Raw genomic sequence first — 19052 nt, 5'->3', positions numbered from 1 at the left:
TTTTAGCCAATTAAAGAATAAATTCAATCCTAAATCATCTTCTCCCCATCCTCTGTCACAACCTGAGCTTTGTAAAGCACAGAATAATAGCCTTTTTTCGAAAGCAATTCCTGATGTGTTCCTTCTTCCACAATCAAACCGTGATCCATTACGATAATTTTATCTGCTTTTTCAATCGTGGAAAGCCGGTGCGCAATTAAAATGGAAGTTCTGTTTTTTGTGATTTTTTCCGTGGCGCGCTGGATCAGTTTTTCGCTTTCGTGATCGATGGATGAGGTCGCTTCATCAAGAATCAGAATCTTCGGGTCAGACAGATAAGCCCTCAAAAATGATAACAATTGTCTTTGTCCAAGGGATATCGACGAACCTCTTTCGCTCACAATATAATCGTAACCGCCAGGCAATTGCTCAATAAACTGATCGACTTCGATCTCTTTTGCCGCTTTTTTTACTTGTTCTAATGTAATGCTTTCATCACCCAAAGTCAGATTTTCAAAAATACTGCCGTGGAAAAGGAAAACATCCTGAAGAACCACACCAATATGACTTCGCAAGTTGTACAATTCATAATCCCGGATGTCCACATCATCCAGCATTATTTTCCCGGAATTGATGTCATAGAGTCTGGTAATCAAACTGATAATAGTAGATTTTCCGGCTCCGGTTGCACCAACAATTGCCACTGTTTCTCCGGAATTCACTTTAAAATCAATGCCTTTCAAAACCAGCTGTTTCTCATCATAGGCAAAATGAACATTCTGAAATTCGATTTTGCCGTCAAAATGATCTCTGGCAACTGTCCCGTTATTTGGCATCGCCTGATCCTCGTCCATCACGCCAAGGACTCTTTCGGCACCTACAATTCCTCTTTGGATATTATTAAATCGATCTGCAATCTGTCTCAGCGGACGGATCAGCATATTGATAAACTGAATAAATGCGATGATAACGCCCGGAGTAGATTTGATAAAACCACCATAAAACAAGATGAATCCAATAAAAAGTGACGAAATCAACTCAACAACCGGAAAGAATAATGAGAAGATAAAAACCGTTCTCAATAATGCTTTTTTCAGTTCAATATTAATCTTGTCAAATTTTGTAAACTCAGCTTCCTGTCGGTTAAAAACCTGTATCAACGGCATTCCTGCCAGACGTTCCTGTACAAAACTGTTTTGTGTTGAGGTCCAGCTTCTCTCCATTCCAAAAGCTGTTTTCAGTTTTTTTTGAAAAACTCTGGTGATAACCACCATCAGCGGGAGGATTACCAAAGAAATAAGACTCAGTTGCGTATCTACCTGAAACATGGCGAACAGTACCATTATGATTCTCAAAACATCTCCGAAAACCATCAGAAAACCATCTGTGTAAACTGTTGCAATTGTTTCTACATCGCCAACAGCTCTCGTAACAAGACTTCCGATCGGGGTTTTGTCAAAAAAAGCCGTTCGGAAGTAAATCAGTTTGTGATAAAGTCTTTCCCTGATATCTCTGATCACATTCTGCGAAATAAAATTTGAGAAGTAAACCAGGAAAAAATTCAGAATCGTTTCCGCAATTACCAGCCCGATCAGCAGATAGATGTGCTTCATTAGCTGTGCTTTATCCTTCAATTGAACGATATCAATATCGACCACATTTTTCGTCAGAATCGGTCGGTAAGTGGAGACGATTGCCAGAACGATGGAGATCATCAGTGTGATGATAAACCACGAACGGAATTTCATCCCAATCAAAAACAGTCTTTTTACAATATCCCAGGTCGTTTGTTGCTTCATTTTTCTTTTAATTCCGAAGATTTTCAAAGTCGAAAAAAATCTTTGCAAAAATAAGACTTTATAATTTTAAACCTTAATCAGCGGAACAAAATGTTGATAGAAACTGTGAATTAATTTTATTGTTTCGCAATCCATTCAGAAACATAATCCGCCACTTCTTCCCAGCCTTTTTCGCCACAGATAAAATGACTTCTTCCTTCGAATATTTTAAGATCAACAATAGAACTTTTGTCTTTGTAAGAACCTGCAATTTTCGCTGTGAATTCCGGCGGAAAAATAGCATCGTTGCCACCACCAATAAATAAGATAGGATTATGAGCTTTGTTGAAATCCACGTTGCCAATCTTGTTCAAAAGCGGGTCTCTTGCCAGTTTTCTGCTTTCCGGAGCGGCAACAGTTTCATATAATTTATCACTTTCTTCCTGAGAATAATTATTGAAAAATGCACGGTGATACCAATCTTTCGTTCCTAAATACGGACTGTTTCCTTTGAAGAAATTGACCACCGGCCAAACGATTTTTATAGTTGAGAAAGGTGCCATTACATTTTTTGGCGGCGCACCGTCGATGCTGACTCCGGCAACCGCTTTTCCCATTTCGATCAGTTTTTGAACCAATAATCCACCGAATGAATGCCCAACAACAATTGGTTTTTCCGGAAGCGTACCGATAAATGTTACGAGGTTATTAAGAGTTTGTTCGAAACTTACGGTTCTTAGTTCGGAAGGAATGTTTTTTTTCAGTTCAGCAGGGTCGCCGTCGTGTCCGGGGTTGGACGGTGTGTGTACAGTGTAGCCTTTTGCTTCGAAATAAGTTTTCCAGTTTTTCCAGCTTGTATTGTTTACGAATAAGCCGTGAATCAATACGATAGTTTTTGTTTGCATAATTTATTTGTTTTAAATTTATGAAACAAAGGTCTGACTATAAAATGGTTATAATTTTAACTTAGGTTAAAATCGCATCATTCGTAAAACATTTTTTATTAACATTTCAAAAATATTTCGACAGCTTTAGTATGATATTCAAAACTAAGTGTATTGAAAAGTATCAATAGAGGCGGGCTTTAGCCCGTTTAAAGATGAGTATGATAAATTGGCTTTAGCCGAAAAGAACCTGAAGGGTTCAATATGAATAGCCGTAGATGAAACCTATGACAATGAATAAATTATTTCCCTAAAATTCTTTTTCTGATCCTGCTCAAAGATGGTCCTTGTATTCCCAAATACGAAGAAATGTGATAAAGCGGAACATTGTTAAAAATGTCCGGATGGTCTTTGATAAGGTCGAGATATCGCTCTTCCGGAGACTTCAAAAGGAAACCTTCAATCCTCGTCATCGTCACATTGAAAGCCTCCTGAGCCAGCAATCTCCCAAATTTCTCCCACTGGTGGGATTTACTGTAAAGGGAAACCAAATCGGCATGACGAATAAAAATAATAGAGGCGTCCGTCATCGCCTGTGTATGATAGTCGCAAGCAATCTGATTCACAAAACTTTTGAACGGAACTACAAATCCGTTGGCAGAATACAGGAATACGTTCTTCTCTTCGCCTGCTTTTTCGTTGATCGTATAAGAACGGAAGACACCATCCACTACGAATCCCAGATAGGTACAGACATTCCCCCGAAGGTTATAGAACTCACCTTTTTTGTAGTTTTTGTGTAGCCAGAGGTCAGATGATAATTTGAAATCTTCTTCGGAAAGTCCGGCAAATTGATTCAGAGCAAATGCGAGTTTGTCTATTTCTGTCATAGTTTCGGAGGTGTTAGATTTTAGAAAATAGATATTGTACTTAAAATCAGCCAGTTAAAAATACGATAATTTCTGGAAATAAATTTAAAACATTAAAAATCATATCCAACATCAACAAGAAATAATCCTTGTGCAGGAGCAGATACGCCTGCAGAATTTCTGTATTTGTCTTCAATTATTTTTCGAAAATCGTTTGGCTGTAGTTTTCCCGTCCCGATTTCCACCATTGTTCCGACAATTGCCCTAACCATATTTCTTAAGAATCTGTCAGCAGAAATCGTGAATTTCAATTGACTACCAACCTGTTCCCATTCAGCTTTGTAGATTTTGCAGATATTGGTTTTATTATCGGTATGCAGTTTGGCAAAACTTGTGAAATCATCATACTCAAAAAGGATTTTGCAAGCTTCGTTCATCGCATCGATATCAAGAGGTTTTTGACGCCAGGTCTGCCAGGAAGAATTGATTGTAAAAGGGTCTTTTTCTGACGAAATATAATAATCATAAGTTCTGAAAGTTGCACTGAATCTTGCGTGCATATCATCTGGAACTTCAAAAATTCTTTTGATAGAAATACTTTCCGGTAAAAAAGAATTAAGCTTATAAACCAAATCATCTTTCAGGATTTGTTCGGTTTCAAAATGAGCAAACATCTTTTTGGCGTGTACGCCTGTATCGGTTCGTCCGGCCCCTGTTGTTTTTATCAGCTCACGAAGGATGGTTGATAATGCTCTTTCCAATTCTTCCTGCACAGAAATTTGCCTGGGCTGGATCTGGTAGCCAAAAAAAGAAGAACCGTCGTAGGCAAACTCTATAAAATATCTCATCTTGGGTGTAAATTTCCTGATTTTTTTTTAATTATCAAGAAATCTTAATTCGTAATTTCGTGATTCTAAAATATTGAAAAATGAAACCTATTAAAAAGAATAAACTTTCCGATCCTGCAGAATTTATAAAACTGATGGTCATCATTTTCGTTTTGGTTTCGGTTTTTCTTTTCAGTCAGGGAGTATCGCAAACTCAGATTTTCATTAATGTTGTGGTATTGCTCATTCTTTTTATTGTTTTGCAATCGACATTTGTCATTCTGTACAAAAAAGGATTTAAGACTTTAGCGTTTTGGATTCTGATGATTTTAATACTATTGGGAATTTCTGTTGTTGGAGCAATCTGGTATTTTTCAAAATATGGAATTACTTTTCAGCTTTAATCATTAATCTAAATTTCAAAATGAAACGTATTCTCCTTTTATCAGACACACATTCTTACATTGATGACAGGATTCTCGATTATGCAAAAGATGCTGATGAAGTCTGGCATTGCGGCGATTTTGGTAATATGAAAGTGATTGAAGAGCTTGAAAAAATAAAACCAATTCGTGGTGTTTATGGTAATATAGATGAAGCGAAAATCAGAACTATTTTCCCGGAAGTTTTGAGTTTCAAATGTGAAAATGTTGATGTTTTGATGATTCATATCGGTGGTTATCCGGAACGGTATTCGGCATTGGCAAAACAGGAAATTGCAGACAGAAAACCGAAGTTATTCATTTCCGGACATTCTCATATTCTAAAAGCGATGTATGACAAAAAAAATAACTTATTGCACCTCAATCCAGGCGCTTGCGGAAAAGTTGGCTGGCACAAAGTGCGAACGATGATGCGTTTTACTATTAATAACGATGAAATTAAAGATCTGGAAGTAATTGAATTGGGTAACAAGTAGAGTTCGAGAGTCGGAGCGTTTTAGAGTAAAAATCAATCTGCAAAATCTTTCTGATGTACGAGAAATCATCATTAATAAAATAAAAATGAAAATAGGAGACAAGGTTTCAGTAATCGATGATGATCTGAAAGGAACAATTTTAAAGATCATTGCTGATCAGGTGAAAATCGAGGATGAGCACGGGTTTACTTATAATTTTCCTAAAAACCAATTGACGATCATCGATTCCGATTTATATAAGAATTCTCCGGTCATCAAAAAAAATGAAACTTCAAAAAACATTTCCAAAAAACACAACAAAACACCGCTGAAATTAGATCTTCATTTTCAGTTATTAGCTAAGAATCCATCTGATTATGATGCTTTCGAAAGACTGATGATCCAGAAGGAAAAACTCTTGGAAACGATAGATTTCTGCAGAAAAAATCATATCAAAAATCTGGAGATCATTCATGGAATCGGCGATGGCGTTTTACAGAAAATGGTTTACGATATCCTGGAAGGTCTATCAAATGTAGAATACGATGAACACGGATTTTTCTATCACGAATCGGGTAGAGTAGAAGTCAAATTTTTATAAAATATTAATTATGTTAAGAAAACATTTAAGTCTTATTTTAGTTTTAGTCTTTGCATTTTGTTTCTCCCAGACAAAATACAAAACCGAAAGCAATATTCCTTATTATCCTGAAAATATCTCGAAAAAAGATACTTACATCAATTCTCAATGCAAACTGAATTTCTATTATCCAACCAATGTCAAGAATTTTGCGACGGTAATTTGGTTTCACGGAGGCGGATTGACAGGCGGAAATAACGAATTGCCAAAAGAATTACTTAATGAAAATATTGCAGTCGTAAGTGTAGAATACCGTCTCGCTCCAAAAGTCAAAGCGCCAGCTTACATAGAAGATGCAGCGGCGGCAACTGCCTGGGTTTTCAATAACATAGAAAAATATGGTGGAAGCAAAGACCTGATCTTCGAATCCGGACACTCTGCCGGAGGTTATCTCGCAATGATGATTACATTGGACAAAAAATATCTTCAGAAATATCAAATTGATGCAGACCAGATTGCAGGATTGATTCCTTTCAGCGGGCAGGCCATCACCCATTTCCAAATCAGAAAAGAACAGGGGATTCCGGAATTACAGCCAACGATTGATGAATATGCGCCATTATTCCACGTCAGAAAAGAAGGACCACCAATTGTGCTGATCACCGGTGACCGAGAACTGGAATTACTTGGCCGATACGAAGAAAATGCTTATTTGGCAAGGATGTTGGAGCTTGTCAAACATCCATCCGTGAAATTGCTGGAAGAAGACGGCTTTGACCACGTTGGTATGGCAAAACCAGGTTTTCCTTTGTTGTTAAAGGAAATCAGAGAGATATCAAAGAAAATCAAAACACAGAAAAATATACAATAATGTTCACATTAGCACAAATAGAAGTCGCACATTCTAAAATTGACAGCGGAAAAAATTTCCCTGAATTTGCAAGAAAAATCAGGGAATTAGGCGTTTTGACTTTTGAAACTTTCGTAGAAGATGGTTCTACAATCTATAAAGGAAATGACGATTCACAAGTGACTTCAGCTCAACAATACGCACCATTGCTGATTTTCGGCATTGTGAATCCAACAAAGTTTTTAGCAGATCTCAGAAATCATCAGCAAGGGAATACCGACTTTTTCCAGTTCTGCAAAGATTGCGCAGACAGCGGTATTTTCAAATGGGTTGTAGATTTGGAAGCAAAAACCTGTACTTATTACGATCCGGCAGGAATAGCTGTTTTTGAAGAAAAAATCCCAGGTTAATCTGGGATTTATATGAAGGATTAATAGTCTTTTATCTTTTCTCTGTTATCTTTCAGCCTAATTCAGAGAAACATCTTCCGGCGCATTTGCCCAAAGCAGAAATTCACCACCAAGGTTCTGCATAATGTTTTTCCAAAGACCTTGATCATTTGGTAACGTATAATCCAAGTTGTAGACATCTACGATTGTCCACATCTTGCGTTGCAATTCGCCTTCCAGCTGCATACTTGCCCAACCGGAATATCCTGAAAAAACCTTGATGTCAGCAGTATTTATTTCGCCATTAACTATTGCAGAAACCACAGAATCAATATCTTCTGTAAGATAAAATTCATTATTGATTTCAATAAATTCTGCCGTGATTTTCTCACCTTTCAGAATAAAATAGATTCTCTCGTGTTCCACGGGGCCTCCTTCATAAAGTTCTACAGGAAAACCGAGGATATTCAGAAGCCTGGAACTCATATTCTGGTTCTTCTTATTCAGGATCAGACCAAATGCCCCATTTTCGTTATGATCTATAATCAGAACAACCGAACGGGAAAATATATCACCCGAAATATCCGGCGTTGATATTAAAATTTTACCTTTGTAAGAGTAATTCATCTATCAAATCTATAAAAAATATTTTTTTTCAGAAAAGAATTCAGGTAAAATTTAAGTTAAAATTATAATGATTTAAATAATTTGGGCAGCCATTTGACATTCGTCGAAACCTTTTTTTATATTTTTTTATGGCAGCTTTTCCGCCTTCCGTTCCCGCTTTTTTCTTTTTTGCAAAAAGAAAAAGAGCTCCACTCAAGTCGGGCTGCAGCTTAGCAAAAAAGAAGATTTGTCTATTAATCGAACAATTGTTAGTAATTAATCTTTTCTTTTTTAAGTTTTACGCCTTTGTGTACCTTATAACAATGAATTTATATAAAACTTTGTGAACTTTGCGTTCAAAAATAAATTTTAAAAACTTCCACACAGCTTAAAAATGAACAACTCAGAAAACCTCCACGATAAAAGAAGAGTCTACGAAAAATCCCAACTCATAGAAACTGAAATCAAACAGAATCCAATTGAACAATTCCGCGACTGGTTCCTTGATGCAGAAAATAATCCCGAAGTCTCAGAATCCAACGCCATGGCGATCTCGACCGTCGAAAAAGACGGCTGTCCAAGAACAAGAATGGTCTTGCTCAAATCCTACAATTGGGAAGGTTTCATTTTTTATACTAATTATGATAGCCGAAAAGGGAAATCTCTGGAAAAAACACACAAAGCCTGTCTCAATTTCTTCTGGCCAAGTCTGGAAAGACAAATCATCATCAAAGCCAATGTAGAAAGAATTGCAGAGAACCTGAGCGACGGTTATTTTCATTCCCGTCCAAAAGGAAGTCAATTAGGCGCAGCAGTTTCACCGCAAAGTCAGGAAATACCCAACCGTGATTTCCTTGAAAATAAACTGAAAGACCTCGAAAAGGAATTCGAAAACAAAGAAATCCCTCGGCCGGAAAACTGGGGCGGTTACATCGCAAAACCTTACGAAATCGAATTCTGGCAAGGCCGTCCAAACCGCCTCCATGACAGGATTATTTATACTCTGACAGAAGATTTTGACTGGAAGATTTCAAGATTGGCACCATAAAAACTCCAGCAAATGCTTGAACTTTTATTTACTTCTCGATTTCAAAACCTTTTCAACATCTTCTAATGAAAAACCTTTAGCTTTCAGCAAAATCAAATAATGATACATTAGGTCTGAAGCTTCATTCAGGAAAAGTTCATCGTTGTTGTCTTTCGCTTCTATGACGAGTTCCACAGCTTCTTCGCCTACCTTTTGAGCCACTTTGTTGATACCTCTTTTGTAAAGTTCGTTGGTGTAAGAACTGTCATCGTTGTTATCAATTTTATCAGAAATTGTTTGCTGCAATTCATACAAAAATCCTTTGTCTGTTTCCTCCGCAAAACAAGTTGTCGTTCCGTTGTGGCAAGTTGGACCAAAAGGTTTTGCTTTGATGAGAATTGTGTCGTTATCACAATCCAGTTTCCAATCAATCAATTCAAGGAAGTTGCCGGAAGTCTCACCTTTTGTCCAAAGTCTGTTTTTGGAACGGGAGAAAAATGTGACTTTCTTTTCCAGCAGAGTTTTGTCGAGAGCTTCCTGATTCATATAACCCAGCATCAAAACTTTCAGATTCAGATAATCCTGAATGACTACTGGAATTAATCCTGTATTGTTGTCAAATTTTATGGTCATCGTATGGGTAGATTTTTAGATTTAAGATAATTTTTAAGTTCCGGGATTCCGATTTCATTGAAGTGAAAAATACTCGCCGCCAAAGCTCCGGTCGCTTTGGTTTCCGTGAACACGTCTTCAAAATGTTGCATCGTTCCTGCGCCTCCCGAAGCAATTACTGGAATATTAATTAATTCTGAAAGTGTTTTCGTGATGTCAATCGCAAAGCCGGCTTTTGTTCCGTCTGTATTCATCGAGGTTAATAGGATTTCTCCCGCACCTAGATTTTCCACTTCTTTTGCCCAGGAAAATAACTCTTTATTAGTTTCAATTTTCCCGCCGTTGCTGAAAACCTTGTGTTGATTTTCTACAAATTTGGTGTCAATCGCTACAACCATACATTGTGAGCCAAATCGTTTAGCAACTTCGGTTATCAAGTTTGGATCCGATAACGCTGCCGAATTAATCGTGATTTTGTCAGCACCGTTTTTCAAAAGTTCTTCTACATTTTCCAAAGCGTTGATTCCGCCGCCAACGGTGAATGGAATGTTGATGTTTTTAGCAATTTCCTTAACAAGTGGAATTAAGGTTTTCCTGCGTTCGTCTGTTGCGGAAATATCCAAAAAAACCAATTCATCTGCACCTTGTTCAGAATATTTGATGGCCATTTCAACCGGATTTCCAACTTCTTTTAAATCCAAAAAATTGACACCTTTCACTGTTTCGCCGTTTTTGATATCGAGACACGGAATGATTCTTTTTGCTAACATTATAGAAATGGTTTTAAATCGTTGAACGTAATCCTGTTTTCATACAAAGCTTTACCGATGATTGCGCCTTCACAACCTAATGATTTTAATTGAACTAAATCATTAGTAGAAGTAATTCCGCCGGAAGCAATGAGTTTTATTTTTTCATTTTGCGAAATTATGTTTTGATATAACTCGAAAGAAGGGCCTTCCAGCATTCCGTCTTTGTCGATGTCTGTGGAGATAACGAATTCGATTCCGGATTCTGTTTTTTGCTTGATGAAATCGTAAATGTTCTTTTCACTTTCCTCAAGCCATCCGGAAACTGCGATTTTTTCTTGTCGTGCATCAGCGCCCAAAATGATTTTTTCTGAACCATATTTTTCAAAACTTGCTTGAAACAATTCTGGATTTTTTACGGCGACACTTCCAAGCGTGACCTGATTTGCGCCACTTTCAAAGGCGATTTCAATGTCTTTTTGGGATTTCAGACCGCCACCAAAATCGATGATTAAATTGGTTTCTTTGGAAATCTGTTCTAAGATTTTATAATTGATGATTTGACTTTGTTTTGCGCCATCCAAATCTACCAAATGCAGAAATTGGATTCCGTTAGCTTCGAAGTTTTTGGCAACGTCCAAAATATTGGAATTATAAATCGTTTTCTGACTGTAATCTCCTTTGGAAAGCCGGACGCATTCGCCGTTGATAATGTCTATTGCTGGGATGATTCTCATTTTTATTCTATTTTTTCCATAGGTTTCACCTACGGCTATTCAAATTGAACCCTTCTGGTTTCTTTTTTTTAATTCTATAATTTCAAAAAATTCTCTAATATTTTGCTTCCCAGAATTCCGCTTTTCTCGGGATGAAACTGAACGCCGAAAAAGTTGTCTTTCTGCAAAGCCGTGCTGTATGCTTCGGAGTAATCTGTGGTCGAAATCGTGTTTTCGTTTTTTGCAATGTAATAACTGTGAACGAGATACGTGTAGGTCTGCTCCGGAATTCCTTTGAACAAATCCGATTTCAAATCGTAAATCTGATTCCAACCAATCTGCGGAACCAAGACCGAATCCGGAAATTTCCTGACCGAAACGTCGAAGATTCCCAAAGCTTTCGTATCGCCCTCCTCCGAGTCTTTGCAAAGCAATTGCATCCCGAGACAAATTCCAAAAAGTGGCTGTTTTAGCTCAGGAATCAACAGATCCAGATGAGTTTCCCGCAACGAATTCATCGCAAAAGACGCTTCGCCGACACCCGGAAAAATGACTTTGTCCGCGTTGGAAATTTCGTCGGGATTATTCGTAAGTTTCGCCGAAAAGCCTAATCTTTCAATTGCAAATTGAAGACTTTGAACATTCCCAGCTTTGTAATCAATAATGACTGTCTTCATAATTAATAATTCATCATTTATAATTGATAATTAAAGCATTCCTTTTGTTGATGGTAAAATCATTTTGTCTGGATCGCGTTTTACGGCAGATTTCAGGCATTTTGCAAAGGCTTTGAAAATGGATTCTATTTTGTGGTGTTCGTTTTCGCCTTCCGCTTTGATATTGAGATTTGCTCTTGCCGAATCGGAGAAAGATTTGAAGAAATGGAAGAACATTTCAGTTGGCATTTTTCCGATCATTTCACGTTTGAAATCCGCTTCCCAAACAATCCAGTTTCGTCCGCCAAAATCGAGTGCAACTTGCGCCAGGCAATCATCCATCGGCAAAACGAAAGCGTAACGTTCGATCCCCAATTTGTTTCCTAAAGCTTGGTAAAAAGCCTCTCCGAGGGCAATTCCGGTGTCTTCTATCGTGTGATGTTCGTCCACTTCCAAATCGCCATCGACCTTGATTTCCAAATCCATTTGACCGTGTTTTGCAATCTGGTCGAGCATATGATTGAAAAACGGAATTCCGGTTTCGATGTTGGATTTTCCGGTTCCGTCGAGGTTTAGGTTGATTTTTATTTTGGTTTCGTTGGTATTTCTAATGATTTCTGCAGTTCTGTTTTCGAGTTTCAGGAATTCGTAGATTTCTTTCCACGAAGTTGTTTTTAAACCAATCACATTTTCTAAATCATCATTTTCTAAAATCTCATCGGCGCCTAGATTTTCATCATTATTGATGAAAATTGCTTTTGAATTAAGGTTTTTTGCCAGTTTGACATCAGTAATTCTGTCACCTATTACGAAAGAATTTTCTAGGTCGTAACTATCTTTATCGAAATATTTTGTCAATAGTCCGGTGTTCGGTTTTCTGGTAGGCGCATTGTCTTTGGCGAAGGTTTTATCAATGAAAACATCTTCGAACTTAATGTCTTGACTTTCAAATGTTTCAATGATGAAATTTTGAATTGTCCAAAAGTTTTCTTCGGGATGAGAATCTGTTCCCAAACCGTCTTGATTGGTTACCATTACCAATTCGTAATCCAGTTCGTTGACAATTTTTGAAAGGTAAGTGAAAACCTGCGGATAGAATTTCAGCTTTTGAAAAGAATCAACCTGATAATCTTCCGGCTCAAGAACCAAAGTTCCGTCGCGGTCTATAAATAATAATTTTTTCATTTTTTTTATGGACTTTTTTATTTTATTATGGCTTCGAGAGCCTCAGCCTGACAGTGGTTAACAATTCCAGTTAGCCTTGTTGCAGTGAGTTTTTGAAGTCTTTTTATATTTTAATTCTTTTGAGAACCTCTATCAATTTCAAATTTTCTTCTGGAGTACCAACAGTAATCCTCAAACAGTTTTTGATGACCGAATTTCGATTTCTAATGATGACATTTTCTGCAACTAATTTTTGGTAAATCCAATCTGCATTTTCAACTTCTACCAAAACAAAATTAGCGTCAGAAGGAAATGTTTTATTGACCAAACTCAATTGTTCTAAATTTTGAATCAGAAGTTTTTTTTCATTTAAAATCAGTTTGATATTTTCTGAAACTTGATTTTTATTTTCTTCTTTTAATGTCTCAAGAATTGCATTTTGATTGAGTTGACTGATGTTGTAAGGCGGTTTCGTCTTACTATAAAATTTGATAATTTCTTCTGATGCGTAAGCGATTCCAACCCGAACGGAAGCCATTCCCCAAGCTTTGCTGAACGTTTGGCTCACGATGAGATTTGGATAGTTTTTGATTTGATTTTTAAAACTTTCTTCCGGACTAAAATCAATGTAAGCTTCATCAATAAAAACAATTCCTTTAAAATTTTCAAGAATATATTCTATATTTTTAATTGAATTTCCTGTCGGATTGTTTGGAGAACAGATGAAAATAATTTTTAGATTTTCATCATTTAAATAAGGTTTTAAAGTCTCCAAATCAATTTGAAAATCATCATTCAAATCAAACTTAATTAATTCAACATAGTTGATATTGGCGGAAACTTCGTACATTCCATAAGTTGGCGCAAATGTCAGAACCTTATCTTTTCCTGGCTCACAAAATATTCTGAAAGCCAAATCAATCACTTCGTCGCTTCCATTTCCGAGGAAAATATTGTCTGTAGGAATTTGATTAAGTTCGCTCAATTTTTTCTTAATTTTTCTTTGATAAGGGTCTGGATAACGATTCAAATCTCCAAAAGGATTTTCGTTCGCGTCCAGAAAAATCCCGTTATCACCTTTAAACTCATCTCTTGCAGAAGAATAAGGTTTGAGATTGAGAATGTTTTTTCTGACCAATTTTTGAGTATCAATTTTCATTTTCTAAGTATTTTAATCTGACAGAAACTGCATTTTTGTGAGCCATCAATTCTTCGGCTTCAGCCATTAATTCAATGGTGTTTCCGATGTTTTTAATTCCATTCTTCGTGATATTTTGGAATGTGATTTTCTTTACAAAACTGTCTAAAGAAACTCCGCTGTAATTTTTCGCAAAACCGTTTGTTGGCAAAGTGTGATTGGTTCCGGAAGCGTAATCGCCTGCACTTTCCGGGCTGTAATTTCCGAGGAAAACTGAACCTGCGTTTGTGATTTTATCAGTGAAATTTTCTACATTTTCGATTGACAAAATCAAATGTTCTGGTGCATAAAAATTAGAAAAGTCAATGGCTTTGTCAATGGAATTCAACAAAATAGATTTGCTGTTTTGTAATGCAATTTTAGCGATTTTGTTACGCGGTAATTCTTTTAGTTGTCTTTCAATTTCAATATTAATTTCATTAATAACTCTTTCAGAATCACTCAATAAAATGACTTGAGAATCCGTTCCGTGTTCCGCTTGTGACAGTAAATCCGACGCTACAAAAGCAGGAATTGAACTTTCATCAGCAATGACCAAAACTTCACTCGGACCAGCCGGAATATCGATGGCAACATTGTAAGTGAGTGCCACTTGTTTCGCAAAAGTCACATATTGATTTCCTGGACCAAAGATTTTATCAACTTTCGGAATCGTTTCTGTCCCAAAAGTTAAAGCTGCAATCGCCTGACTTCCACCAACTTTATAAATGTTTTTGATTCCAACCAAATTTGCAGCAAACAAAATCGCCGGATTGATTTTTCCATTTTTATCTGGAGGCGAACAAAGCGAAATGTTTTTGCAACCTGCAATATTTGCCGGAATTCCTAACATCAAAACTGTGGAAAACAAAGGCGCGGTTCCACAGGGAATATAAATTCCAATATTTTCAATTGCTCGGCTTTCTCGCCAGCAAAAAATACCTTCTGTCGTCTCAATTATTTTTTTCTCTTCTTGTTGAGAAGAGTGAAATTTTCGGATATTTTCGGAAGCAGTTTGTATGGCAGATTTTAATTCATCAGAAACTAAATTTTTTGCTTCATTGATTTCTGATTCTGAAACGTTGAAATCATTTAAAACAACGCCATCAAATTTTTCTGTGTAAAACTTCAAAGCTTTGTCGCCATTAATTTTCACTTCATCAAAAACAGATTTCACTTGCTCAGAGAGATTTTCCTGATTCTGCAAAGGTCTTTCACAAAGTGATTTCCATTCTTTGATGCTTGGATATTTGTACTGCTTCATCATAATATCATTTTTTCGATTTCCAAAACTAAAATTCCCTGCGCACCTTCATTCTTCAACTTCTCTATGACTTCCCAAAATTGGTCTTCTTTAATCACGGAGTGGATGGATGACCAGCCACTTTCTGCCAGTGGAAGAATAGTCGGAGATTTCATTCCTGGTAAAATGTTGATGATTTTTTCAAGGTTTTCGTTAGGTGCATTCAGAAGAATATATTTGCTTTCGGAAGCTTCTTTTACAGCGTTGATTCGAAATAATAGTTTTTTGAGAATTTCTTTTTTATCATCAGTCAAATCATTGTTGGAAACCAAAACGGCTTCACTTTCCACAACCGTTTCTACTTCTTTCAAACCGTTTGTGAGTAGAGTAGAACCTGTACTGATGATGTCGAAAATCGCATCGGAAAGTCCAATTCCAGGTGCAATTTCAACGCTTCCACCAATCTTTTCGATTTGTGCGTTGATGTTCTTTTCTTTGAAATAGTTTGATAGAATTTCGGGATAAGACGTTGCAATCTTTTTGCCTTCGAAATATTGGATTCCGTTATAACTTTCTTCCTTCGGAATCGCCAGAGATAATCTGCATTGTGCAAATCCCAATTTTTGAATAGTTTCGATTTGTTTTTTTTGCTCCAGAACTTCATTCAGTCCAAGGATTCCAATATCGGCAACACCTTGTTCCACGTATTGCGGAATATCATCGTCGCGAAGAAATAGAATTTCGAGAGGAAAGTTGGAAGAAACAGCTTTCAGTTTTCTGGTGCCGTTGGAAATCTTGATTCCGCATTCTTCGAGGAGTTTGAGAGACTTTTCGCTCAGTCGTCCGCTTTTTTGTAAGGCTAATTTCAGTTTACTCATTTTAGATTTTGACATTGGTCCGAGTAAACGACAGGAGAATTTTTTGGAATAAAAAAACCGACTGATTACTCAGACGGTTATATTTTTAGAAGTTATGACATATCACTACCTTCCCGTCTGTGCGAGGAAATGGTGATGATGATGCATAAATTGTGTAGTCATTTTGATGTTTTGATGAAGCAAATGTATAGAACTTATTTTAATTAAATCTAACTTTTTAGTAAAATTAACTAAATAAAATTTTCAGCCCACTTCTGAACCATCTCAGAAAACCTCGTATTTTCAAATGTTTTATTCCTGATTTTAGAGACAGAATGAACACCTTTTTCGTCAGAAATTCTTAAGATTTCTTCCGCTTTTTGAGATTCGAAAGCGATGATTTCCGCTTCTTCTATCTCTGCCAGTTTATTTTTATGAATGAAAGTGACGAAGTTTTCCATCAACGGCGAAATGTACGCACCTTCGGTTTGTTTAGGAATTTTGATCACATTATCCTGCAAAAACAAAAGATTTCCGAAGATACTTCTGGCGATTTTTTTGTTTGGATTGAGGAGAATCACATCGTCTAAATCATTTTCTTTCGCATAGATTTGGGCATAAATATTTTCCGGCGAATGTACCCGGATATTACTCAAAAGATTAGCATTCACATTGATTTCCTTAATCAAATCCAACTCCACATTTCCTTGAATCTTCAAAACATCTTCTGTCTCGTCCACTTCAAAAAAGAAAGCCGTTTCCGATTTTGCCAAAGGTTTGTCGTCCTGTTTTCTGTAAGCCATCAATTGCACGATTCCGTTCTGTACGCCTTTTGATAAAACTTCATTTTGAAATAAATCCTGGAAGAATTCCAACGTGTAAGTTAAAGGAATGTTCAATCTCATCTTCCGCATCGAAGCCATCAGGAAAAAGTAAGATTCCTCCGCCATTATGATTTGGCCGTTTCGGATGAAAAATGAAACCCAAACCGAATCTCCAAAAAGAAAAGAACGGTTCAGTAACTGTAAATTGTCTTGTGTGTAAACTATCTTCTGCATTGTAGAATATAAAAAAATAATGAACGATAAAATCGTTCATCCATTATTTTTAAGAAGCTCCTAATTTTAACTGTAGATTTTCTATCAGGTTTTCCCAATAGAGTCTGTTTTCTTCCTCATCGCCAGGCTCGCAAAAATCTGTAATATTCAGAGAAAGGTCATCTGTGATCTCGTCTATAACAATAGAAAGTTCGAAGAAATATTTGGAACCTTCGTCCTCTTCCCAACGGAAACGCACGAAACTTTCCGGCTTATAACGAATCAATGTTGCCTTCTCAGCAGGACCACTTCCCCAGCTGAAGAAAAAATCGTCTCCACGCTCCACTACATCTTCCGCAAACCATTCTGATAATCCTTCTGCACTCGCCAAATACTCGTACAAAATCTCTGAGAGACAATGCATATTGTATTCGTACTGCACTTTCGTTTTCGCCATATTCAAATTCTAATTGTGGCGCAATATATAAATTAATTTTTTATTTCCAAATCAAAATGTCTATGGAAATTCAAAATTTTTATAGAAATAATGTATGATTTTTATTAGCTGATTTCTACGATTCGAAAAACCTACAATCCATCGATTATTTGGGCAGCTTTATCCGCCTTCCGCTCCCAATCTTTTTTTGCAGACGATTTCAGCCTAAATAGAAATTGAGTTCACGCAAAAAAGGATTTCCGCTCAAACCTAACGAAGTGGTTCATCGATTCCAAATAAAAAATAGAAAAGATGAGATAAGTCGGGCTGCATTTTCAGTACAAATCACAAGTCAATATAAAAACGCACTTTTGTCATTCCGGAGGAATCTAAACTTCGCTGTCGAGATTGACTTTGTCGAACCACTTCGTTAGGTTTCCTACGAAATAACAAAGTGATTAAAAAATTGTTTTAGTAAAAAATTTACTCCACTTCATTCAAAGCTTCCAAAATAATTGCACAACCTTTTCGGATTTCATCTTCGGAGATGGTTAAAGGCGGCGAGATTCTCATATATTCATTTCGATACAGTTGCCAGAAGACAATTAAGCCTTTTTCCATACATCTGGAAGCGACTTTCAAAGTATATTCAGGACTTCCAAGATTTACGGCCAACATCAAACCTTTTCCATTTACGTTTTTAATTTTCGGATGAACCAGCAATTCCCGGAAGAGTTTTTCTTTTTTATCAGTTTCTTCCATCAATCCGCTTTCCAAAACTTCTTTCAAAGTTGCCAAAGAAGCAGCTGCGATTAATGGATTTCCACCAAAAGTGGTGATGTGTCCCAACTTCGGCGAATGTGAAAGGCTGGTCATAATTTCTCTCGAACTCATAAAAGCGCCAACCGGAACGCCACCGCCCATTCCTTTTCCCATCACGAGAATATCCGGAACAATTCCAAAATGTTCAAAGGCAAACAGCTTTCCAGTACGTCCAAAACCCGGCTGAATCTCATCTAGAATCAACAACGCACCAACTTCCTCACAACGTTTTTTCAGATGAATAAAGTAATTGTCTTTCGGCATTATAAAACCTGCCGCTCCCTGAATAGTTTCCACAATCACACAAGCCGTTTTCTCCGTGATTTTATCAAAGTCATTTTCATTATTGAACTCTATAAAGTTTACCATTGGCAGCAACGGACGGAATTCTCGTTTGTGAACTTCATTTCCGGCAACAGAAAGTGCGCCGTGCGTATTCCCGTGATACGCTTCTTTAAAAGCGATGATTTCTTCTCTTCCTGTATAACGTTTGGCCAGTTTCAAACTTCCGTCAATAGCTTCTGCACCGGAGTTGACGAGGTAAGTTACTTCCAAAGGTTCGGGTGTAGCTTCTGCCAATAATTTACAGAGTGCGACCGGTTTTTCCTGAGCATATTCGCCGTAGACCATCACGTGCAGATATTTGTCCGCCTGTTCTTTGATGGCATTCACAACTTTTGGATGAGAATGCCCCAATGTATTTGCGGAAACGCCAGCTACAAAATCCAGATAAGCGATTCCGTTTTTTCCGTAGATATAGCTTCCTTCTGCTTTTTCTACTTCGAAACCTGCAGCATAGGGTGTAGTCTGGGCTTGGTATTGATAGAAATCTTCTTTTAAATCCATTGTAATTAAAAACTCCTCCAAAGTTCGGGAATTTATAGAAAATAGAAATC

22 protein-coding genes are annotated in these 19052 nt (G+C 37.0%); 6 read left to right on the top strand and 16 right to left on the bottom strand.

Features of this window, described 5'->3' with window-relative positions:
* Nucleotides 1-29: 29 nt before the first annotated feature.
* The 4 genes from ACFJGY_RS15485 to truA all read right to left on the bottom strand — a co-directional run bounded on the left by ACFJGY_RS15485 (nucleotide 30) and on the right by truA (nucleotide 4358).
* Nucleotides 30-1778 carry an ABC transporter ATP-binding protein gene (locus ACFJGY_RS15485; RefSeq protein ID WP_379965643.1) on the bottom strand — a complete coding sequence of 583 codons (1749 nt, stop codon included), beginning with the start codon at nucleotides 1776-1778 and terminating at the stop codon, nucleotides 30-32.
* Between the two features lie 116 nt (nucleotides 1779-1894).
* Nucleotides 1895-2662, bottom strand: coding sequence for an alpha/beta hydrolase (locus ACFJGY_RS15480; RefSeq protein WP_379965640.1), 768 nt, complete (start codon nucleotides 2660-2662; stop codon nucleotides 1895-1897).
* Between the two features lie 281 nt (nucleotides 2663-2943).
* Nucleotides 2944-3531 carry a Crp/Fnr family transcriptional regulator gene (locus ACFJGY_RS15475; RefSeq protein WP_379965637.1) on the bottom strand — a complete coding sequence of 196 codons (588 nt, stop codon included), beginning with the start codon at nucleotides 3529-3531 and terminating at the stop codon, nucleotides 2944-2946.
* Between the two features lie 92 nt (nucleotides 3532-3623).
* Nucleotides 3624-4358, bottom strand: coding sequence for a tRNA pseudouridine(38-40) synthase TruA (truA, locus tag ACFJGY_RS15470; RefSeq protein ID WP_379965634.1), 735 nt, complete (start codon nucleotides 4356-4358; stop codon nucleotides 3624-3626).
* 80 nt (nucleotides 4359-4438) lie between these two features.
* Here truA and ACFJGY_RS15465 point away from each other — a divergent pair, with 80 nt between their 5' ends.
* From ACFJGY_RS15465 to ACFJGY_RS15445, 5 genes are all read left to right on the top strand, one after another.
* The gene (locus ACFJGY_RS15465; protein WP_379965631.1) at nucleotides 4439-4741 is read left to right on the top strand and encodes a hypothetical protein; all 303 of its coding nucleotides are present in this window, start codon (nucleotides 4439-4441) and stop codon (nucleotides 4739-4741) included.
* A gap of 20 nt (nucleotides 4742-4761) precedes the next feature.
* Entirely contained in the window at nucleotides 4762-5256 is a 495-nt protein-coding gene (locus ACFJGY_RS15460) for a metallophosphoesterase family protein (RefSeq protein ID WP_379965628.1), read from the top strand.
* An 85-nt stretch (nucleotides 5257-5341) separates the two neighbouring features.
* Nucleotides 5342-5836: a Smr/MutS family protein gene (locus ACFJGY_RS15455; protein WP_379965625.1), complete on the top strand. Its 495-nt coding sequence runs from the start codon at nucleotides 5342-5344 to the stop codon at nucleotides 5834-5836.
* Nucleotides 5837-5846: 10 nt separating this feature from the next.
* Nucleotides 5847-6686 carry an alpha/beta hydrolase gene (locus ACFJGY_RS15450; protein ID WP_379965622.1) on the top strand — a complete coding sequence of 280 codons (840 nt, stop codon included), beginning with the start codon at nucleotides 5847-5849 and terminating at the stop codon, nucleotides 6684-6686.
* On the top strand, nucleotides 6686-7075 hold the full coding sequence (locus ACFJGY_RS15445) for a DUF1398 domain-containing protein (RefSeq protein WP_379965619.1): 390 nt from the start codon (nucleotides 6686-6688) through the stop codon (nucleotides 7073-7075). Before ACFJGY_RS15450 ends, ACFJGY_RS15445 begins: the two co-directional genes overlap by 1 nt.
* Nucleotides 7076-7132: 57 nt before the next feature.
* Here the strand turns inward: ACFJGY_RS15445 and ACFJGY_RS15440 are convergent, their stop codons facing one another.
* Nucleotides 7133-7681, bottom strand: coding sequence for a YqgE/AlgH family protein (locus ACFJGY_RS15440; protein WP_379965616.1), 549 nt, complete (start codon nucleotides 7679-7681; stop codon nucleotides 7133-7135).
* Between the two features lie 373 nt (nucleotides 7682-8054).
* Here ACFJGY_RS15440 and pdxH point away from each other — a divergent pair, with 373 nt between their 5' ends.
* Complete coding sequence (gene pdxH / locus ACFJGY_RS15435; RefSeq protein WP_379965613.1) at nucleotides 8055-8708, top strand: pyridoxamine 5'-phosphate oxidase; 654 nt, start codon at nucleotides 8055-8057, stop codon at nucleotides 8706-8708.
* A 24-nt stretch (nucleotides 8709-8732) separates the two neighbouring features.
* Here the strand turns inward: pdxH and hisIE are convergent, their stop codons facing one another.
* The 11 genes from hisIE to ACFJGY_RS15380 all read right to left on the bottom strand — a co-directional run bounded on the left by hisIE (nucleotide 8733) and on the right by ACFJGY_RS15380 (nucleotide 19002).
* Nucleotides 8733-9320, bottom strand: coding sequence for a bifunctional phosphoribosyl-AMP cyclohydrolase/phosphoribosyl-ATP diphosphatase HisIE (gene hisIE, locus ACFJGY_RS15430; RefSeq protein WP_379965610.1), 588 nt, complete (start codon nucleotides 9318-9320; stop codon nucleotides 8733-8735).
* Nucleotides 9317-10069, bottom strand: coding sequence for an imidazole glycerol phosphate synthase subunit HisF (hisF, locus tag ACFJGY_RS15425; protein WP_379965607.1), 753 nt, complete (start codon nucleotides 10067-10069; stop codon nucleotides 9317-9319). The genes hisIE and hisF overlap by 4 nt, the downstream gene beginning before the upstream one ends.
* Entirely contained in the window at nucleotides 10069-10785 is a 717-nt protein-coding gene (gene hisA, locus ACFJGY_RS15420; RefSeq protein ID WP_379965604.1) for a 1-(5-phosphoribosyl)-5-[(5-phosphoribosylamino)methylideneamino]imidazole-4-carboxamide isomerase, read from the bottom strand. Before hisA ends, hisF begins: the two co-directional genes overlap by 1 nt.
* A gap of 74 nt (nucleotides 10786-10859) precedes the next feature.
* Entirely contained in the window at nucleotides 10860-11441 is a 582-nt protein-coding gene (hisH, locus tag ACFJGY_RS15415) for an imidazole glycerol phosphate synthase subunit HisH (protein ID WP_379965601.1), read from the bottom strand.
* 30 nt (nucleotides 11442-11471) lie between these two features.
* A complete protein-coding gene (gene hisB, locus ACFJGY_RS15410) occupies nucleotides 11472-12605 on the bottom strand; it encodes a bifunctional histidinol-phosphatase/imidazoleglycerol-phosphate dehydratase HisB (protein WP_379965598.1) in 1134 nt (377 codons plus the stop codon).
* A 103-nt stretch (nucleotides 12606-12708) separates the two neighbouring features.
* A complete protein-coding gene (hisC, locus tag ACFJGY_RS15405) occupies nucleotides 12709-13743 on the bottom strand; it encodes a histidinol-phosphate transaminase (RefSeq protein WP_379965595.1) in 1035 nt (344 codons plus the stop codon).
* Nucleotides 13733-15025: a histidinol dehydrogenase gene (gene hisD / locus ACFJGY_RS15400; protein WP_379970213.1), complete on the bottom strand. Its 1293-nt coding sequence runs from the start codon at nucleotides 15023-15025 to the stop codon at nucleotides 13733-13735. The genes hisC and hisD overlap by 11 nt, the downstream gene beginning before the upstream one ends.
* A complete protein-coding gene (gene hisG, locus ACFJGY_RS15395; RefSeq protein WP_379965592.1) occupies nucleotides 15025-15882 on the bottom strand; it encodes an ATP phosphoribosyltransferase in 858 nt (285 codons plus the stop codon). The genes hisD and hisG overlap by 1 nt, the downstream gene beginning before the upstream one ends.
* A gap of 230 nt (nucleotides 15883-16112) precedes the next feature.
* Entirely contained in the window at nucleotides 16113-16919 is an 807-nt protein-coding gene (locus ACFJGY_RS15390) for an aminotransferase class IV (RefSeq protein WP_379965589.1), read from the bottom strand.
* A 49-nt stretch (nucleotides 16920-16968) separates the two neighbouring features.
* Nucleotides 16969-17355 (bottom strand): START-like domain-containing protein, encoded by a 387-nt coding sequence (locus ACFJGY_RS15385; RefSeq protein ID WP_034970246.1) that lies wholly within the window; start codon nucleotides 17353-17355, stop codon nucleotides 16969-16971.
* 462 nt (nucleotides 17356-17817) lie between these two features.
* Nucleotides 17818-19002, bottom strand: coding sequence for an aspartate aminotransferase family protein (locus ACFJGY_RS15380; RefSeq protein WP_379965585.1), 1185 nt, complete (start codon nucleotides 19000-19002; stop codon nucleotides 17818-17820).
* Nucleotides 19003-19052 lie beyond the last annotated feature (50 nt).

Source organism: Epilithonimonas sp. UC225_85 (assembly GCF_042695135.1).
Taxonomy (GTDB): Bacteria; Bacteroidota; Bacteroidia; order Flavobacteriales; family Weeksellaceae; genus Epilithonimonas.
Note: the sequence above shows the minus strand (reverse complement) of the source record. Positions and strands in the feature narration are given on the sequence as shown.

What these genes read in the sequence shown, in the direction of transcription:
- ACFJGY_RS15485 (WP_379965643.1), bottom strand. Translation starts at nt 1,778, where the DNA reads ATGAAGCAACAAACGACCTGGGATATTGTAAAAAGACTGTTTTTGATT.
- ACFJGY_RS15480 (WP_379965640.1), bottom strand. Translation starts at nt 2,662, where the DNA reads ATGCAAACAAAAACTATCGTATTGATTCACGGCTTATTCGTAAACAAT.
- ACFJGY_RS15475 (WP_379965637.1), bottom strand. Translation starts at nt 3,531, where the DNA reads ATGACAGAAATAGACAAACTCGCATTTGCTCTGAATCAATTTGCCGGA.
- truA (WP_379965634.1), bottom strand. Translation starts at nt 4,358, where the DNA reads ATGAGATATTTTATAGAGTTTGCCTACGACGGTTCTTCTTTTTTTGGC.
- ACFJGY_RS15465 (WP_379965631.1), top strand. Translation starts at nt 4,439, where the DNA reads ATGAAACCTATTAAAAAGAATAAACTTTCCGATCCTGCAGAATTTATA.
- ACFJGY_RS15460 (WP_379965628.1), top strand. Translation starts at nt 4,762, where the DNA reads ATGAAACGTATTCTCCTTTTATCAGACACACATTCTTACATTGATGAC.
- ACFJGY_RS15455 (WP_379965625.1), top strand. Translation starts at nt 5,342, where the DNA reads ATGAAAATAGGAGACAAGGTTTCAGTAATCGATGATGATCTGAAAGGA.
- ACFJGY_RS15450 (WP_379965622.1), top strand. Translation starts at nt 5,847, where the DNA reads ATGTTAAGAAAACATTTAAGTCTTATTTTAGTTTTAGTCTTTGCATTT.
- ACFJGY_RS15445 (WP_379965619.1), top strand. Translation starts at nt 6,686, where the DNA reads ATGTTCACATTAGCACAAATAGAAGTCGCACATTCTAAAATTGACAGC.
- ACFJGY_RS15440 (WP_379965616.1), bottom strand. Translation starts at nt 7,681, where the DNA reads ATGAATTACTCTTACAAAGGTAAAATTTTAATATCAACGCCGGATATT.
- pdxH (WP_379965613.1), top strand. Translation starts at nt 8,055, where the DNA reads ATGAACAACTCAGAAAACCTCCACGATAAAAGAAGAGTCTACGAAAAA.
- hisIE (WP_379965610.1), bottom strand. Translation starts at nt 9,320, where the DNA reads ATGACCATAAAATTTGACAACAATACAGGATTAATTCCAGTAGTCATT.
- hisF (WP_379965607.1), bottom strand. Translation starts at nt 10,069, where the DNA reads ATGTTAGCAAAAAGAATCATTCCGTGTCTCGATATCAAAAACGGCGAA.
- hisA (WP_379965604.1), bottom strand. Translation starts at nt 10,785, where the DNA reads ATGAGAATCATCCCAGCAATAGACATTATCAACGGCGAATGCGTCCGG.
- hisH (WP_379965601.1), bottom strand. Translation starts at nt 11,441, where the DNA reads ATGAAGACAGTCATTATTGATTACAAAGCTGGGAATGTTCAAAGTCTT.
- hisB (WP_379965598.1), bottom strand. Translation starts at nt 12,605, where the DNA reads ATGAAAAAATTATTATTTATAGACCGCGACGGAACTTTGGTTCTTGAG.
- hisC (WP_379965595.1), bottom strand. Translation starts at nt 13,743, where the DNA reads ATGAAAATTGATACTCAAAAATTGGTCAGAAAAAACATTCTCAATCTC.
- hisD (WP_379970213.1), bottom strand. Translation starts at nt 15,025, where the DNA reads ATGAAGCAGTACAAATATCCAAGCATCAAAGAATGGAAATCACTTTGT.
- hisG (WP_379965592.1), bottom strand. Translation starts at nt 15,882, where the DNA reads ATGAGTAAACTGAAATTAGCCTTACAAAAAAGCGGACGACTGAGCGAA.
- ACFJGY_RS15390 (WP_379965589.1), bottom strand. Translation starts at nt 16,919, where the DNA reads ATGCAGAAGATAGTTTACACACAAGACAATTTACAGTTACTGAACCGT.
- ACFJGY_RS15385 (WP_034970246.1), bottom strand. Translation starts at nt 17,355, where the DNA reads ATGGCGAAAACGAAAGTGCAGTACGAATACAATATGCATTGTCTCTCA.
- ACFJGY_RS15380 (WP_379965585.1), bottom strand. Translation starts at nt 19,002, where the DNA reads ATGGATTTAAAAGAAGATTTCTATCAATACCAAGCCCAGACTACACCC.